The sequence below is a fragment of the Streptomyces sp. NPDC002156 genome (assembly GCF_053593675.1).
Genome location: NZ_JBSFDA010000025.1, coordinates 1 through 15116, shown reverse-complemented (window position 1 = coordinate 15116; position 15116 = coordinate 1). Strand labels below are relative to the sequence as shown.

Sequence of the window (15116 nt, the reverse complement as noted above, 5' to 3'; positions counted from 1 at the left end):
AGGCACCTGACGGGCGCTCACCCCTGGCCAGTGCCGTCGCGCGCCGCAACGCCGCACGGGCCACGTCGCCCGGCCGTGTCTCGGACCCCGCGGCGCGCAAAGCTGCTCGGGCGACGTCCCCGGGACGTCCACCCTTGTGATCTCCCGCGGCCCTACGAGCTTGCGCGACATCCGGAGCCTCCGGCCCAGGGCCTGCCGAGGGGCCTGTCGAGCACTCGTCCCCGGCCGGTGTCGTCGCGCCCCGCAGCGCCGCACGGGCCGTGTCCCCCGACCATGTCTCGGGCCCTGCGGCCTCTGCGGGCCTCCCGCGCTGCCCAGGATTCTCGGGCTCCGCGAGTTTCCCGGCCGCCGCGCGTGCGGCGCCCCACGCGGACTCCGTCCCCGGCACCGCGCCCTGTGTCGCAGACGTCGTCGTCTGGCCCGCGCGCTCCCGGGCGGCTCGCAGGGCCCTGCGGGCGGCGTCGGCCGGTCGGTCCTGGCCGGGATCGTCGAGCAGGGGGCGCTCGCCCGGGATCGACTCGTCGGCCGGTCGGTCCTGCCCGGGATCGTCCGGCAGGGGGCGCTCGGCCCGCACCGGCTTCTCCCCCGCCGGGCCACGCCCGTCCTCGTGCTCCTCCGTCGGCATCACACCGCCCTCCGCAGTGAGACCAGGTCGGACAGTGCCCGGTCCGTCAGTTCCGTGAGGGACGACTCGCCGGAGGTGAGGATCGCGTCGGCCAGGGCTCGCTTGGATTCGAGCATCTCCGCGATGCGGTCCTCGACCGTGCCCTCGGTGATCAGGCGGTGCACCTGAACCGGCTGGGTCTGGCCGATGCGGTAGGCGCGGTCCGTGGCCTGTTCCTCGACCGCCGGGTTCCACCAGCGGTCGAAGTGGACGACATGGCCCGCGCGGGTCAGGTTCAGGCCCGTGCCCGCCGCCTTCAGGGAGAGGATCAGGATCGGGGTCGTACCGGCCTGGAAGCGGTCCACCATGCGTTCCCGTTCGGGGACCGGGGTGCCGCCGTGGAGCAGTTCCGCCGGGACCGCGCGGGCCGCGAGGTGGGACGTGATCAGGCGGGCCATCCCCACGTACTGCGTGAACACCAGGGCCGAGCCGTCCTCGGCCAGCAGGGTGTCCAACAGCTCGTCCAGCAGGGCGAGTTTGCCGGAGCGGGCCGCCATTCGGTCGCTCGCGGCGGGCGTCGGCGCCTCCTCCTTGAGGTACAGCGCGGGGTGGTCGCAGATCTGCTTGAGGGAGGTCAGCAGCTTCAGCACCAGGCCACGGCGCGCGATGCCGTCCGTCGTCTCGATGGCGAGCATCGACTCGCGCACCACCGCCTCGTACAGCGCGGCCTGTTCGCGGGTCAGGGGGACCGGGTGGTCGGTCTCCGTCTTCGGCGGGAGTTCCGGGACGATGCCCGGGTCGGACTTCTTGCGGCGCAGCAGGAACGGGCGGACCAGACGGGCGAGCCGGGCCACCGCCTCCTCGTCCTCACCGGTCTCCACCGCGCGCGCGTGCCGGGCGCGGAAGGACTTCAGAGGGCCCAGGAGGCCGGGGGTGGTCCAGTCGAGCAGAGCCCAGAGCTCGGAGAGGTTGTTCTCGACGGGGGTACCGGTGAGCGCCACGCGCGCGGGAGTCGGGATCGTGCGCAGCGCCTTCGCGGTCGCCGAGTACGGGTTCTTGACGTGCTGCGCCTCGTCCGCGACGACCATCCCCCACGGCTGCTCGGCCAGCCTGGGCGCCGTCGACCGCATGGTGCCGTAGGTCGTGAGGACGAAGCCGCCCCCCATGTCCTCCAGGGTGCGGTCGGGGCCGTGGTAGCGGCGGACGGGGACGCCGGGCGCGAACTTGGTGATCTCGCGCTGCCAGTTGCCGAGCAGGGAGGCCGGGCAGACCACCAGCGTCGGTTCGCTGCGGGCCCGGCGCAGATGGAGGGCGATGACGGTGATCGTCTTGCCGAGCCCCATGTCGTCGGCGAGGCAGCCGCCGAGGCCGAGGGAGGTCATGAGGTCCAGCCAGGACAGTCCCCGGAGTTGATAGTCGCGGAGGGTGGCTTTCAGTCCCGGGGGTGGTTCCACGGGGGTGATGCCCGCTGTGAGGCGGTCGCGCAGGGTCGCCAGCGCGCCGACCGGGACCGCCTCGACGGTCTCGCCGTCGACCTCCACCTCGCCGGTGAGCGCGGCCGATAGCGCGTCGACCGGGTCGAGGAGGCCCAGTTCGCGCTTGCGTGCCTTGCGGACGAGGGCCGGGTCCACCAGGACCCACTGGTCCTTGAGGCGTACGACGGGACGGTGGGCCTCGGCCAGGACGTCCATCTCGGCCTCGGTGAGCGGGTCTCCGCCGAGCGCCAACTGCCAGCGGAACTGGAGGAGTTCCTCGCTCTCGAAGAACCCGGTGCCGTCCTTCGCCGAACCGGGCGCCGGACGTACGACCGCCTGGGCGGTCAGGTCCTGGGCGAGGTCCCGGGGCCAGTGGACGGCGACTCCGGCGGCGGCGAGCCGGGTCGCGGCCATGCCGAGCAGGTCGTACAGCTCCTCCTCGGAGAGTGCCAGTACGGCGGGCGCGTCCTGCTCGATGAGGCGGTCGAGCGGGGGCCAGACGCGGGCCGCGCGACGGACCGCCAAGGCGGCGTCCACGCGTGCGCGTGCCCCGAAGGCCGCGTCCGCGGTGCCCGCCCACAGGGTCGCCGCGTCGGTGACCAGGGTGGGGTCGGCGAGGCTGTGCACCTGGACGATCGCCGCGCCCACGCTGCGCACCCGGTCGGGGTCGTCGAACAGTTCGTACGCCGACAGGTCGAGGCGGAGCGAGATCCGCACACCCGCGTCCATGCCCGCGGCGACCTCCGCCGCCCAGTCGTGGGCGTCCGGCAGCCGCTGTGCCGCGCGCGCGGCGAAGGGCAGCCCCGCCGCGTACGGAGCCGCCGGGGTGCGCGGGAGGGTGTCCGCGACGGCGTCCAGGAAGGCGCGCACGAGCGCCTCCGGCTCGGGCAGTTGCAGGGGGCCCGCGCCTGGGAGGGGCACCGCGTGGCCCTCGTGCGGCAGAGCGGCGGCGATGGCCCTGAGGTGGGCGATGTCGTCGGGGTCCAGCGGGCCCGCGCGCCAGGCGTCGTGGCCGGCGGGGGTCAGCCCGGGCAGCAGCCTGCCGCGGGCGGTGAGCCGCAGGGCGTGCAGCGCGGCGGCGCCCCAGCAGGCCGTGGCGGGATGGGCGGCGGGGTCGCGGCGGGCCCGTACGAGCAGCGGCAGCGCCGCGTCGACGGGCAGCGTCAGCGCGGGGGTGGTCCGGCGGCGGACGCCGGCGCCGTGTCGTCGTACGACCGTCAGTTCCGTGAGCCGGCCATTGCCGTCGCTCTGCCCGGGGAGGGAGACGTCCCCCTCCGGGTCCCAGAAGGCGATGCGGCCCTCGCGCGGTAGCGGGGCCGGGAGGAAGACGGCCGCGAGGCGCACGGACACGTCCGCCACCGCCGTCACCGATGTCTCGTCGCTCATGCGTACGTCACCTCCCGCCCTCGTGTCGTGTCCGTCGAGTCGGACGTCTTCGACTGTACGGGCGGGGTCTGACAATCGGTCCCGGCGACGGGCCGGAGCCCGGTCGCCCGGCCCGTCAGGGGGTGGTGCGCGAGACGACGTACACCATGTAGTGGTTGGGGTGCGACCACTTCACGACGATGTGCTGGGTGGGTGCCGGGTTCTTCTGCTGGTGGGCGATACCCCACCAGGCGCCCGGCTCCTTGAACTCCCAGCCGACGATCTTCTGGTCGCGGGCGCTGATGGTGAACTTGTCCTTCTTCAGGCCGGTGCGGGGCACACCCATGGCCTTGAAGAAGTAGTCCAGCCCCGCGTTCGTGGTCATGAACTGGACGTACAGACGGCTGGTGCGCCAGTTGTTCGTCTCGTAGTACGCGACCTTCGTCGACAGGATGCCCTCGCCGTCGGCCTGGCGCGGGACGGGTACCTCGTAGATGTGGCGCTGGACCTTCGAGGGCCAGGCCTCGGTGAGGCCGCGCGCCGCCCACTTCCGTTCCTTGTCCTTGCCGCTGTCGCGGCTCTGGTTGGCGGAGATCACCAGATAACCGGCCGGGACACCGATGAGCAGCACGATGATCAGCAGGGTCAGGGCGCGGCGGCGGATCATGTGGCCGCGGTCCTCGGGGGGCCCGGGCGGCTCGTCCGGGGCCATGGCCTGGCGGGGAAGGGAGGCGGTCACAGCGGCCCCTGGGTGGTGCGGCGGGTCTCGGCGTACTTCTCGTAGCGTTCGTACCGCTCGACGCGGCGCCGGTTGGCGCGCCGGAAGCGGCGGGCGACCAGGCGGGCGAGGTCGGCGGCGCCCACCATACCGGCCTCGGGGCCGAGCTGGGCGCGGGCGATGCGGGCCTCGGGGCGGTAGCCGCGGCCGGTCAGCTGGCGCCGGAAGGCGTCCCGCGCGGGGCCGATCAGCAGGTCGTCGGCCGCGGAGACACCGCCGCCGATCACGAAGCAGGAGGGGTCCAGGGCGGCGGCCAGGTTGGCGATGCCGACGCCGAGCCACTGGCCGATGTCCTGGAGCAGTTCGATGCACATGGCGTCGCCCTCGCGGGCCAGCTCGGTGATCATCGGCCCGGTGATCTCGGCGATGTTGCCCTTGACGTGCTCGATGATCCCGTAGGCCACCGGGGAGTCGGCCGCCGCCAGTTCGCGTGCCTCTCTGACCAGCGCGTTGCCGGAGCTGTACTGCTCCCAGCAGCCGCGGTTGCCGCACGGGCAGCGGTGGCCGCCGGGCACGACCTGCATATGGCCGAACTCGCCGGCGACGCCGAACTTGCCGCGCTTGACCTGGCCGTCCTCCAGAATCGCACCGCCGATGCCCGTACCGAGCGTGATCATGACGAGGTGGTCCTCGCCGCGACCCGCGCCGAAGCGCCACTCCGCCCAGGCGGCCGCGTTGGCGTCGTTGTCCACCAGGACGGGGACGGCGAGGCGGCCGGAGATGCGGTCCCTGAGGGGCTCGTTGCGCCACGACAGGTGGGGCGCGAACAGGACCCGGTTGCGGTCGGCGTCGACCCAGCCGGCCGCGCCGATGCCGACCGCGTGCACGTCGTGCCGGTCGGACAGGTCCAGGACCAGCTCGACGATGGTGTCCTCGACGACCTTGGGGCTCTTGGACTTGTCCGGCGTCTCGGTGCGGAGCTTCTCCAGGATGTTGCCGTCGGCGTCGACCACTCCCGCCATCACCTTCGTGCCGCCGATGTCGATGCCGACGGTGGGCACGCGGGGGGCTGTGAGGTGGGAACGGCGCTCGCGCGTGCCGACGGTACGCAGTGCCGGGGCCCGGCGGGAACCGATGGGGGCGCCGGCCCCACTGGCTGCGCTGAGAGCCCGAGGGAGTGCGAGGTCGCGGTAGGTGCTCATTGCGGCGATTCTGCCTCACCGTAAGTCTCGTTGCCGCGCGGGGGAGCAATGGGGCGGTGCGGGTGTTTTGCCGGGTGCGGGTGTCGTTGTGGCTGCTCGCGCAGTTCCCCGCGCCCCTGAAAGGGGGGCTGCGCCCCCTTTCAGGGGCGTACCAGTAGTTGAAATTCGAACGAATAGCGGGTGGGGCGGTAGGTGTGGGTGCCGAATTCGACTGCTCTGCCTGTGTCGTCGAAGGTCGTGCGCTGCATTGTGAGGAGGGGGGCACCTTCGCGCTCCGTCAGGCGTTCCGCCTCCTCCGCCGTGGCGCCGCGGGCGCCGATCGACTGGCGGGCGCTGTGGAGGGTGATTCCGGCGGCGCGCATCAGGCGGTAGAGGCCGGTGGCCTCCAGTTGGGCGGTGTTCAGGTCGAACAGGCCGGGTGGCAGGTAGTTGCAGAGGTACGCCATCGGCTCGCCGTGGGACAGCCGCAGCCGTTCCACGCGGTGTACGTCGCTGCCCTCGGCCACGTTGAGGGCGGCGGCGACCTCGGCGGAGGCCGGCACGACCGTGTTGACGAGGACCTTGGTCGCGGGACGCTGGCCCGCCGCCTCCAGGTCGTCGTACAGGCTGCTCAGTTCGAGCGGGCGTTTGACCTGGCTGTGCACGACCTGCGTGCCGACGCCTCGCCGGCGTACGAGGAGGCCCTTGTCCACCAGGGACTGGATGGCCTGGCGCACGGTGGGGCGGGACAGGCCGAGTCGTCCGGCCAGCTCTATCTCATTGCCCAGCAGGCTGCCGGGGGTGAGCGCTCCGTGCTCGATCGCGGCTTCGAGCTGCTGGGACAGCTGGAAGTAGAGCGGCACCGGACTGCTCCGGTCCACGCTCAGCTCCAGCGGCGCTGTGGGGTCCACATCTGGTTTCGGCACGGGCCGAGCGTAGCTGCGGGGATTGTTGACGGGAAGTTGTGTAGTTCGATTGTCCGGACATACGCATTGACAGCGTGCCTGGTCGGACCCCAGTTTGGTTCTCATGCGCATCGGAGTCATCGGGACGGGCCGCATCGGTACATTCCACGCGAATACCCTCAGCCGCCACCGCGAGGTAGGGGGCTCACTCATCGTCACGGACGCGGACAGCGGGCGGGCACAGGATCTGGCACATCGTTTAGGAGCAACAGCCGCACCGGGTGTCGACGAGATCTTCACCTGGGGCGTGGACGCGGTGGTGATCACGGCGGCCACCTCGGCCCACGCCGAACTGATCGGTCGGGCAGCACGCTCGGGTCTGCCGGTGTTCTGCGAGAAGCCCATAGCGCTCGATCTGCCTGCCACGCTGGCCGCGATCGCCGAGGTGGAGGCGGCTGGAACGATCCTCCAGATGGGCTTCCAGCGCCGGTTCGACATCGGCTACACGGGCGCCCGGGACATCGTGCGTTCCGGGAAGCTCGGCCGTCTGCACACCGTCCGCATGATGACGTCGGACCAGACGCCGCCCCCGCCCGAGTACCTGCCGCTGTCCGGCGGGCTGTACCGGGACACCCTGATCCATGACTTCGACATCCTGCGCTGGGTGACGGGGCACGAGATCGTCGAGGTGTACGCGACCGGGTCGGACACCGGTCCCTCGATGTTCCGCGAGGCGGGCGACATCGGTACGGCCGCCGCGGTACTCACCCTGGACGACGGCACGCTCGCCACGGCGACGGCGACGCGGATGAACGGCGCGGGCTACGACGTCCGCATGGAGCTGGCGGGCGAGCTGGACCAGGTCGGCGTGGGCCTGGACGACCGTACGCCCATCGCGTCCACCGAACCGGCCGGACCGCCGGCCGCGAGCAAGCCCTGGACCGGCTTCCTGGAGCGCTTCGGCCCCGCCTACGAGGCCGAGCTGTCGGCGTTCGTGGAGGTGGTGCGCGGCGAGCGCGCCAACCCCTGCGACGGCCGCGAGGCACTCCAGGCCCTGCGCGTCGCCGAGGCCTGCGAACTGTCCAGACAGGAGCACAGGCCCGTCCACCTCGCGGAGATCGCGGGCGGGTGGGACTGAGCCCGGGACCGACGACCGGGGGAACGGATCCAGTGGGGGTACGGCGGACTCCCCCGGGCGTTCTCGGCCGTTCCCTGGACGCCCCGAGTGTTCCCGCGCCGCCCGGCTACCAGCGCACCGGCAGGCTCCGTACCCCGCGCATCAGCATCCCGGGGAGCCAGTCGCCGGGCGGGCCGGCGAGGGCCAGGGCGGGGGCCCGGTCCAGCAGGGTGCCTATCGCCGTGCGTGCTTCGAGGCGGGCCAGTGGGGCGCCCAGGCAGTAGTGGAGGCCGTGGCCGAAGGCCATGTGGCCCCGGGTGTCGCGGTGGATGTCGAAGCGGTCCGGGGCCGGATAGCGGTCCCCGTCGCGGTCGGCCGCGGTGAGGCCGATCATCACCGCTTCACCCTTCCCGACGGCTGTGCCGCCGATCTCCAGGGGTTCGGCGGCGAACCGGAACGTCGCGTTCTCCACCGGTCCCTCGTAGCGCAGCATCTCCTCCACCGCGCCGTCGAGGAGGGTCATGTCGGCGCGCAGTTCGGCCAGTTGGGCGGGGTGGGTGAGCAGGGCGTGGACGCCGCTGGTGATGAGGTTGACGGTCGTCTCGTGGCCCGCTATCAGCAGGATGAACGCCATACCGCGCAGTTCCGCGGGGGACAGCCGGTCGCCGTCCTCGGCGGTGGTCCGGATCAGGTCGCTGAGCAGGTCGCCGCTCGGCCCGGCGCACCTCTTGTCCTCGATCAGGTCGGTGAGATACGCGGCGAGCTGCACGAACGCATCGTGGTGGCTCTCCGCGTCGGTGGGCGCGACCGCCTCGGAGGACAGCTTCCGGAAGGCCGTACGGTCGATCTCGGGCACGCCGAGCAGTTCGCAGATCACCGTGAGGGGCAGCGGGTACGCGAACGAGTCCACCAGGTCGGCCCGGCCGCCCGGGATCATCGCGTCGAGGAGTTCGTCGGTGATCTCCTGGATCCGCGGCCGCAGGGCCTCCACGCGGCGTGCGGTGAAGGCGCGGGTGACCAGCGCGCGCAGCCGGGTGTGCTGCGGCGGGTCCGCGACGAGCAGGTACTTGCCGATCAGCTCCTCGTCCAGGAACCGCGTCCCGATCTTGTTCACGTCCTTGGCCAACCGGGGGTCGGCGAGCGCCGCCCGCGCCTCCTCGTACCCGACGACGAGCCAGGTCACGTGGTCGGCGTCATGACCCGGCAGCCGGACGCGGTGCACGGGACCGCGGGCGCGCAGGCGTGCGTACACCGGATGCGGGTCCGCCCTGAACCCGGCGCCGAACTCCCCCAGATCGAGCACATCCGCTTCCCCCACGACGAACCCCCTGACAGCCGCCCTCGCGACCGGTCCCGCAGCCGGGCCCGGCCGTCCCCGTCGCCATGAGAACGGGCGGCGGCGACGGCTAGTGCCCGGCCGGGCCGTTTTCCTCCAGGAGTCCGGCGTCGTACGTCAACAGGGCGATCTGTACTCGGTTGTTGAGGTCGAGCTTGGCGAGGATGCGGGAGACGTGTGTCTTGACGGTGGCGACGCTCATGAACAGGGCGGCGGCGATCTCGGCGTTCGAGCGGCCCTGGCCGACGGCGACCGCGACCTCGCGTTCCCGGTCGTTCAGGGCGCCGATCCGCTCCCGGGCGCCGGCCCGCCGGGTGTCGGCCGTGCCGCCCGCCGCGTGGGCCATCAGCTGGCGGGTCACGGCGGGCGACAGGACGGGGTCCCCGGCCGCGACGCGGCGTACCGCGGCCAGGATCTCGGCGGGCGGGGTGTCCTTGAGGACGAAGCCGGCGGCGCCCGCGCGCAGGGCGCGCAGTACCTGGTCGTCGGCGTGGAAGGTGGTCAGGACCACGACCTGCGGGGCGTCCTTGAGGGCGCGGAGGCGTTCGGTGGCGGCGAGACCGTCCACCGTCGGCATCCGGATGTCCATGAGCACGACGTCCGGGCCGGTGCGGCCGACGAGCGCCTCGACCTCGCTGCCGTCCGCGGCCTCGCCGACGATCTCGATGTCGTCGGCGCCGCCCATCATCAAGGACAGGCCTGCCCGCACCAGGGGGTCGTCGTCGACGAGGAGCAGTCTGATCACGGTCATGGCCCTACGTAATCACGGTTGTGCGGCGCCGGGTCGGACACGGGCGGAGCGCGGCTACATTGCCCGCCTGAACACCCGTCAAGTGAGGGGCCTTTCGTGCGTTACCGACTGCTGGGCCGGACCGGCCTGCGCGTCTCCGAACTCTTCCTGGGAGCCATGACCTTCGGTGAGCAGGGCGGGGTGGGCGCACCCAGGGAGGAGTGCGCACGCATCCTCGACGCGTACGAGGCCGCCGGCGGCAATGTCGTCGACACCGCGATCAACTACCGCGGTGGGGCCAGCGAGACGATCCTGGGCGAACTCCTCAGGGGGCGGCGCGACCGGCTCGTACTGTCCACGAAGTACACGATCTCGCGCGACGGCGCCGACCCCAACGCCGCGGGCAACCACCGCAAGAACCTCACGCTGTCCCTGGAGACGAGCCTGCGCCGGCTCGGCACGGACTACGTCGACGTCTACTGGGTGCACATCTGGGACCGCGCCACGCCCGTCGAGGAGACCATGCGTGCCCTTGACGACGCCGTGCGCTCGGGGAAGGTGCTGTACGTCGGCATCTCGGACGCCCCGGCCTGGGTGGTGTCCCGGGCCAACACGCTCGCGGAGTGGCGGGGTTGGTCGCAGTTCGCCGCACTGCAGGTGCCGTACAGCCTGCTGAACCGGGACATCGAGCGTGAACTGCTGCCGATGGCCGAGGCGTTCGGGATGTCGGTGGCGGCCTGGAGTCCGCTGCACAACGGGATCCTGTCCGGCAAGTACACCCGCGCGCGGGGCATCGCCCCCGACGAGTCGGTACGGCTGTCCGCGGACGCGATCGGTGAGCACGAGCACACGGTGGCGCGGGCCGTGCAGTCGGCGGCGGACGAACTCGGCGCGTCCCCGGCGCAGGTGGCCATCGCGTGGACCATGGCGCACTCCCCCGCCGTGCACCCGATCGTGGGCGCCCGCCGGGTCGAGCAGCTCATGGACAACCTCGGCGCGGCCGAACTGACGCTCCCCGAGGACCTGGTGGTCAAACTGGACGAGACGACCGGATTCCGGCCGGGCTTCCCGACGGAGTTCATCGAGGAGACCTCGGGCTGGGTGTACGGGGAGGCGGGGCATCGGGTGGTGCCGCGTACGAGGCGCGGCTGAAAACGCCTTCTTCTTAAAGAGGCCCCGCTTTGAAGGGGTTCCGTAGTCATTAGTCATTAAGAAGGGGCCCACTTCAAAGAGGTCCGCCCCATGGCAGCCAGGCCCGTACGGCGAACCCCACGCGCGCGTGCCCGGGCCCGCCCTCTCCCACGTCAGCCTCCGCGCCGTGCTCCAGCCGTCCGCCCGCCAGCGTCGCGCGCTCGGTCAGGCCGATGAGTCCCTGTCCGGAGCCGGGGACGTGCGGGATGTCTCCCGGGGGTGCGGGATTGCGGACGGAGACGGTCAGGCCGTCGCCCGGGGCGCCCGCGAGGGAGACCGTGACCTCGGCGCCGGGGGCGTGCTTGCGGGCGTTCGTGAGGCCCTCCTGGACGATCCGGTAGGCGGTGCGGCCGATGGAGGCGGGGACGGCCGCCGGTGCCGTCACGCGGCTGTCCAGGACGATCTTCATGCCGGCCTCGCGGGATTCGGTCACCAAGGTGTCGAGCGCGGCCAGCGTCGGCTGTGGGCGCCCCGCCTCCTCCGCGTCGCCGGCCCGCAGGACGCCGATGATCTCCCGTAGGTCCTGGAGTGCCTCATGGGCGCTCTCCCGGATGACTCCGGCCGCCCGCGCGACCTCCTCGCGGGGTGCGTCGGGCCGGAACTCCAGGGCGCCGGCGTGGACGCTCAGCAGGGTGAGCCGATGGGCGAGTACGTCGTGCATCTCGCGCGCGATGGCCTCGCGGGCGAGCCGCTGCGCCTGTTCGGCCCGCAGCGCCGCCTCCGTCTCGGCCCGCCGCAGCCGGTCCCGCAGGCTCAGCATGAGCTGCCGCTTGGACCGTACGAACATGCCCCAGCCGACCGCGGTCGCGGTCAGCAGCACGCTGAGGATCACCGAGACGACGTACGGCAGGTCCGGGTCGGGGCGCAGCCAGTAGAAGAACGGGACCACGACGACGGAGGCGGCGGCGACCAGGCCGACGTACCGGAAGGGCCGGTGCACGGCGAGGGAGAAGAGGGCGACGAGGCCGGCGCCGCCCGCCGTGCTCGACACGAGGCTGACCGCGAGCATCGCGACGGCGAGGCCGAGCGGCCAGCGGCGCCGCAGCCAGACGGCGGCGCAGGCGAGGGCGCCGAGCCACTGGTCGACGAGGGCGAGGGCGTGGGGGGTGTTCGGGTCGTTGGCCAGGGCGTCCGCGCCCAGCACGCCGATGACGACCGCCAGCAGGAAGCAGGTGAAGTCGACGACCCAGTCGCGTGCGGTGCGCCGGGGCCGTGCGGACATGCCAAGGCGTCCAAGCCGTCCGAACCGTCCGGCCCGCTTGTGTTCGGAGCCGGGACCAGGGCCTGAACCGGGGTCGGGGGCGGGGTCCAGTCCGTCGAGCACGGCCGAGGGGAAGAGCCATCGCCGCCCCGGGAACGCCGTAGGGGCCTCGGGAACGGGTGTCGACCTGTCACCACTCACAGTCGACAAATCTACGCACTCCTGGCCCGTGTCACCCCTGTCGAGTCGTGATCGTCGACCAAAGTCGCGCCGCCGCAGACTTTCGGCGGTGCTTCGGGAGCAACCGACGACTTCGGGAGAGCAGACCTCGCCCTACGGCCGATGAAAGAGGGCGGTGCCCGGGACGAGGATCCCGGCATGAAGCAGCTACTGGAGATCGTCGGTTTCCTCGCCCTGGTGCAGGGCGTCGCGGGTCTGCTGCACGAATTCACCGACGTGCACTGGGGCCTCGTACAGAAGATCGGTTTTCTCGACGGCTACGAGGTCTACGCGAGCGCGGCACTGCTCGTGCTGGCGTTCGCACTGTTCGCGGCTGCCGAGAGCCGGAAGCGGGGGTGACAGGGGGTGGTCGATCCCGAAGTTAACTTCCGGAAAACTCATCGGACTTGACGGGAAATTCTTCGGAGTTGTCATTGACATGCCACTGTCTACGCGCGTCATCATTGGGGCATGAGATTCCCCCCACGAATCACTCGCATCGGCGCCGCAGCCGCTGTCCTGTCCGCTCTCCTGGTGGGTGGCACCGTCACCGCCGGCACGGCCGGTGCCGCCACCACGGCAGTGGGCAGCATCTGCTACGACGATCTGCCGTCGCAGGCCTACACGACGCTCAACCTGATCGCGCAGGGCGGCCCCTACCCGTACTCGCAGGACGGCGGCGTCTTCCAGAACCGGGAGGGCATCCTGCCCTCGCAGTCCACCGGTTACTACCACGAGTACACGGTCAAGACCCCTGGCTCCTCCACGCGCGGTGCCCGTCGCATCGTCACGGGTGAGGAGTACCAGGAGGACTACTACACCTCCGACCACTACGCCTCGTTCGACCTGATCGACTACGGCTGCTGAGTCCCCCACGACTCGGTCCCAGGAACGGCGCGACCTGATCGGCATGTACCGCTGAACCCCTTGCCCCGCGTACCCCCCACACCTCCATAGGGCGCGGGGCAAGGCAGTTCGGAATGGCTCGGAACGACGCCGCGCTTCGACATCCCGAACTGATCGCGTTGCTACGCGTTCTCCGGAAGCTCGTACGTGCCGTATTCCGGGCGGCCCGCGGACTCGTACGTCTGGATGGAGACGCCTGCCGCGGTCGTACGGCCTCCCATGTGCCGGAAGGCGGTCGGAACGGCGCCCTCTGTAAAGAGGCGGCGGCCGGCGCCGAGGACGACCGGGAAGGTCAGCAGGTGGACCTTGTCGACGAGGTCCAGGGCGAGGAGGGACTGGGCGAGGGCGCCGCTGCCGTGCACCTGGACCTCACGGTCGGTGCGCTCCTTGAGGGCGGCGACCTCCTTGCCGAGATCACCGCTCAGCACGGTCGTGCCGGCCCAGTGCGGCTCCCTGAGGCCGGACGAGACAACGTACTTCGGCAGACCGTTCAGCCGGGACGCGACCGGGTCGGCGGGATCGGTGACCTTGGGCCAGTACGAGGCGAAGATGTCGTACGTACGGCGGCCCAGGAGGAAGACGTCGACGCGTTCGAAGACCTCGGTGATGAACCGGCCGAAGTCCTCGTCCCCGTACGGGACGCTCCAGCCGCCTTGTGTGAAGCCGCCACGCGGGTCCTCGTTGGGGCCGCCAGGTGCCTGGTAGACGCCGTCGAGGGTGACGAAGGACGTGAGGGTGAGGGTGCCCATGGCGGATGCCTGCTCTCTGGGAGGGGTCCTGGTTGTCATCACCTCAGACCCCGCCGGCCCCCGCAACTCATCGGTGGCAGGGGCACCGGGCGCCTGACCTAGGTGTCCGTTCGCCGCCAGCACGTGGGGCGGCGGCCCGCTGGGATGGCTCCATGACAACTCTGACAACTCTGCAGGGACCCCTCAACGGCAAGGTCGCCCTGGTGACCGGCGGCAGCCGGGGCATCGGCGCGGCGACGGCACTGCGGCTCGCCCAGGAGGGTGCGGACGTGGCCGTCACCTACATGAACGGCAAGGAGGCGGCACAGGACGTCGTACGGGCCGTAGAGGCGCTGGGACGCCGTGCGGTGGCCCTGCGGGCGGACTCGGCGGACGCGACGGAGGCCGCCGGGGCGGTGGAACGTACGGCGGAGGCGCTCGGTGACCTGGACGTGCTGGTGAACAACGTGGGAGTCGGCGTCCTCGGACCACTGACGGACCTGGCCCTCTCGGACGTCGACCACGTCCTGGCAGTGAACGTACGCGGCGTGTTCCTGGCCTCACAGGCTGCCGCCGCGCGCATGACCTCCGGCGGCCGGATCATCACGATCGGCACCTGCATGACACAGCGCGTACCCGGCCCCGGCGGAACCCTGTACGCGATGAGCAAGTCGGCCCTGGTAGGCATGACAAAGGCCCTGGCCAGGGAACTGGGCGCGCGCGGCATAACGGCGAACATCGTCCACCCCGGCCCGATCGACACAGACATGAACCCGGCAAACGGCCCCCACGCGTCCGCCCAGTCCGCGATGACAGCACTGGGCCGCTTCGGACGGGCGGAGGAGGTGGCGACGACGGTCGCACATCTCGCGACGGCCGACTACGTCACGGGCGCAGAGTTCGCGGTGGACGGCGGCCACGCGGCATGACCGCCCCTTCCTCCCGGCAGGACAACTGAGGGTCACACCCCTGTCCCGCCCCGGGCCAGAAAGCAGAGCTGCCACGGAGGGACAGGGGACGCGTTGCCCGCCGGGGGACCAGGTGTGCACAGCCCGAAGCGAGGTGCACTGGACGCAGTCCGCGAGGGAGGCCCAGAGGCGCAGCCCGGGGCGGAGGGCAGTCCCCGCCCCGGGGGGCACAATCCCCGCCCGGGGGAGGCAGGCTCGCACCCCGAGCGGGATGCCGGGGCCCCCGAACGTCCAGGCCCACACCCCGGAGCGGGGTCCAGGAAACGCAGCCCCCACCGAACGCCCAAGCCCACACCCCCGAGAGGGATCTAGGAAACGCAGCCCCCACCGAACGCCCAAGCCCACACCCCGGAGCGGGGTCCAGGGGACGCAGCCCCCGCCGGGGCCCAGGGGCGCAGCCCTCACCGAACATCAGGCCCACGCCCCCGAGCGGGGTCCAGGGGACGCAGTCCCCGCCGGGGGTCCAGGGGGC

13 protein-coding genes and 1 pseudogene are annotated in these 15116 nt (G+C 71.8%); 5 read left to right on the top strand and 9 right to left on the bottom strand.

Annotation, left to right across the window (positions count from 1 at the left end; genetic code table 11):
• From ACWCRB_RS13575 to ACWCRB_RS13555, 5 genes and pseudogenes are all read right to left on the bottom strand, one after another.
• Positions 1-625, bottom strand: a pseudogene (locus ACWCRB_RS13575) (hypothetical protein); the annotation flags it as partial.
• Entirely contained in the window at positions 625-3465 is a 2841-nt protein-coding gene (locus ACWCRB_RS13570; protein WP_450996186.1) for a DEAD/DEAH box helicase, read from the bottom strand. The pseudogene ACWCRB_RS13575 and the gene ACWCRB_RS13570, both read right to left, overlap by 1 nt.
• Before the next feature lie 115 nt (positions 3466-3580).
• Entirely contained in the window at positions 3581-4183 is a 603-nt protein-coding gene (locus tag ACWCRB_RS13565) for a sugar kinase (RefSeq protein WP_450996185.1), read from the bottom strand.
• Positions 4180-5364, bottom strand: coding sequence for an ROK family glucokinase (locus tag ACWCRB_RS13560; protein WP_450996184.1), 1185 nt, complete (start codon positions 5362-5364; stop codon positions 4180-4182). The genes ACWCRB_RS13565 and ACWCRB_RS13560 overlap by 4 nt, the downstream gene beginning before the upstream one ends.
• A 140-nt stretch (positions 5365-5504) precedes the next feature.
• Positions 5505-6254 carry a GntR family transcriptional regulator gene (locus tag ACWCRB_RS13555; protein WP_369031383.1) on the bottom strand — a complete coding sequence of 250 codons (750 nt, stop codon included), beginning with the start codon at positions 6252-6254 and terminating at the stop codon, positions 5505-5507.
• A 118-nt stretch (positions 6255-6372) separates the two neighbouring features.
• Here ACWCRB_RS13555 and ACWCRB_RS13550 point away from each other — a divergent pair, with 118 nt between their 5' ends.
• Positions 6373-7386, top strand: a complete 1014-nt coding sequence (locus ACWCRB_RS13550; RefSeq protein ID WP_389356817.1) for a Gfo/Idh/MocA family protein — start codon at positions 6373-6375, stop codon at positions 7384-7386.
• Positions 7387-7492: 106 nt separating this feature from the next.
• Here ACWCRB_RS13550 and ACWCRB_RS13545 read toward each other — a convergent pair whose 3' ends face one another.
• Together ACWCRB_RS13545 and ACWCRB_RS13540 are read right to left on the bottom strand one after the other, a co-directional pair.
• Positions 7493-8683 carry a cytochrome P450 family protein gene (locus tag ACWCRB_RS13545; protein ID WP_450996183.1) on the bottom strand — a complete coding sequence of 397 codons (1191 nt, stop codon included), beginning with the start codon at positions 8681-8683 and terminating at the stop codon, positions 7493-7495.
• Between the two features lie 88 nt (positions 8684-8771).
• A complete protein-coding gene (locus ACWCRB_RS13540) occupies positions 8772-9452 on the bottom strand; it encodes a response regulator (RefSeq protein WP_450996182.1) in 681 nt (226 codons plus the stop codon).
• A gap of 96 nt (positions 9453-9548) precedes the next feature.
• On the opposite strand from ACWCRB_RS13540, the gene ACWCRB_RS13535 reads away from it, so the two are divergent.
• Positions 9549-10583 carry an aldo/keto reductase gene (locus ACWCRB_RS13535; protein ID WP_450996181.1) on the top strand — a complete coding sequence of 345 codons (1035 nt, stop codon included), beginning with the start codon at positions 9549-9551 and terminating at the stop codon, positions 10581-10583.
• A gap of 73 nt (positions 10584-10656) precedes the next feature.
• Here the strand turns inward: ACWCRB_RS13535 and ACWCRB_RS13530 are convergent, their stop codons facing one another.
• Positions 10657-12033, bottom strand: coding sequence for a sensor histidine kinase (locus ACWCRB_RS13530; RefSeq protein WP_450996180.1), 1377 nt, complete (start codon positions 12031-12033; stop codon positions 10657-10659).
• A gap of 168 nt (positions 12034-12201) precedes the next feature.
• Here ACWCRB_RS13530 and ACWCRB_RS13525 point away from each other — a divergent pair, with 168 nt between their 5' ends.
• Entirely contained in the window at positions 12202-12402 is a 201-nt protein-coding gene (locus ACWCRB_RS13525; RefSeq protein WP_450996179.1) for a hypothetical protein, read from the top strand.
• Positions 12403-12513: 111 nt separating this feature from the next.
• On the top strand, positions 12514-12909 hold the full coding sequence (locus ACWCRB_RS13520) for a ribonuclease domain-containing protein (RefSeq protein ID WP_450996178.1): 396 nt from the start codon (positions 12514-12516) through the stop codon (positions 12907-12909).
• A 161-nt stretch (positions 12910-13070) separates the two neighbouring features.
• Here ACWCRB_RS13520 and ACWCRB_RS13515 read toward each other — a convergent pair whose 3' ends face one another.
• A complete protein-coding gene (locus ACWCRB_RS13515) occupies positions 13071-13697 on the bottom strand; it encodes a dihydrofolate reductase family protein (RefSeq protein ID WP_450996177.1) in 627 nt (208 codons plus the stop codon).
• A gap of 152 nt (positions 13698-13849) precedes the next feature.
• Here ACWCRB_RS13515 and ACWCRB_RS13510 point away from each other — a divergent pair, with 152 nt between their 5' ends.
• The gene (locus tag ACWCRB_RS13510; RefSeq protein WP_450996176.1) at positions 13850-14605 is read left to right on the top strand and encodes an SDR family oxidoreductase; all 756 of its coding nucleotides are present in this window, start codon (positions 13850-13852) and stop codon (positions 14603-14605) included.
• Positions 14606-15116 lie beyond the last annotated feature (511 nt).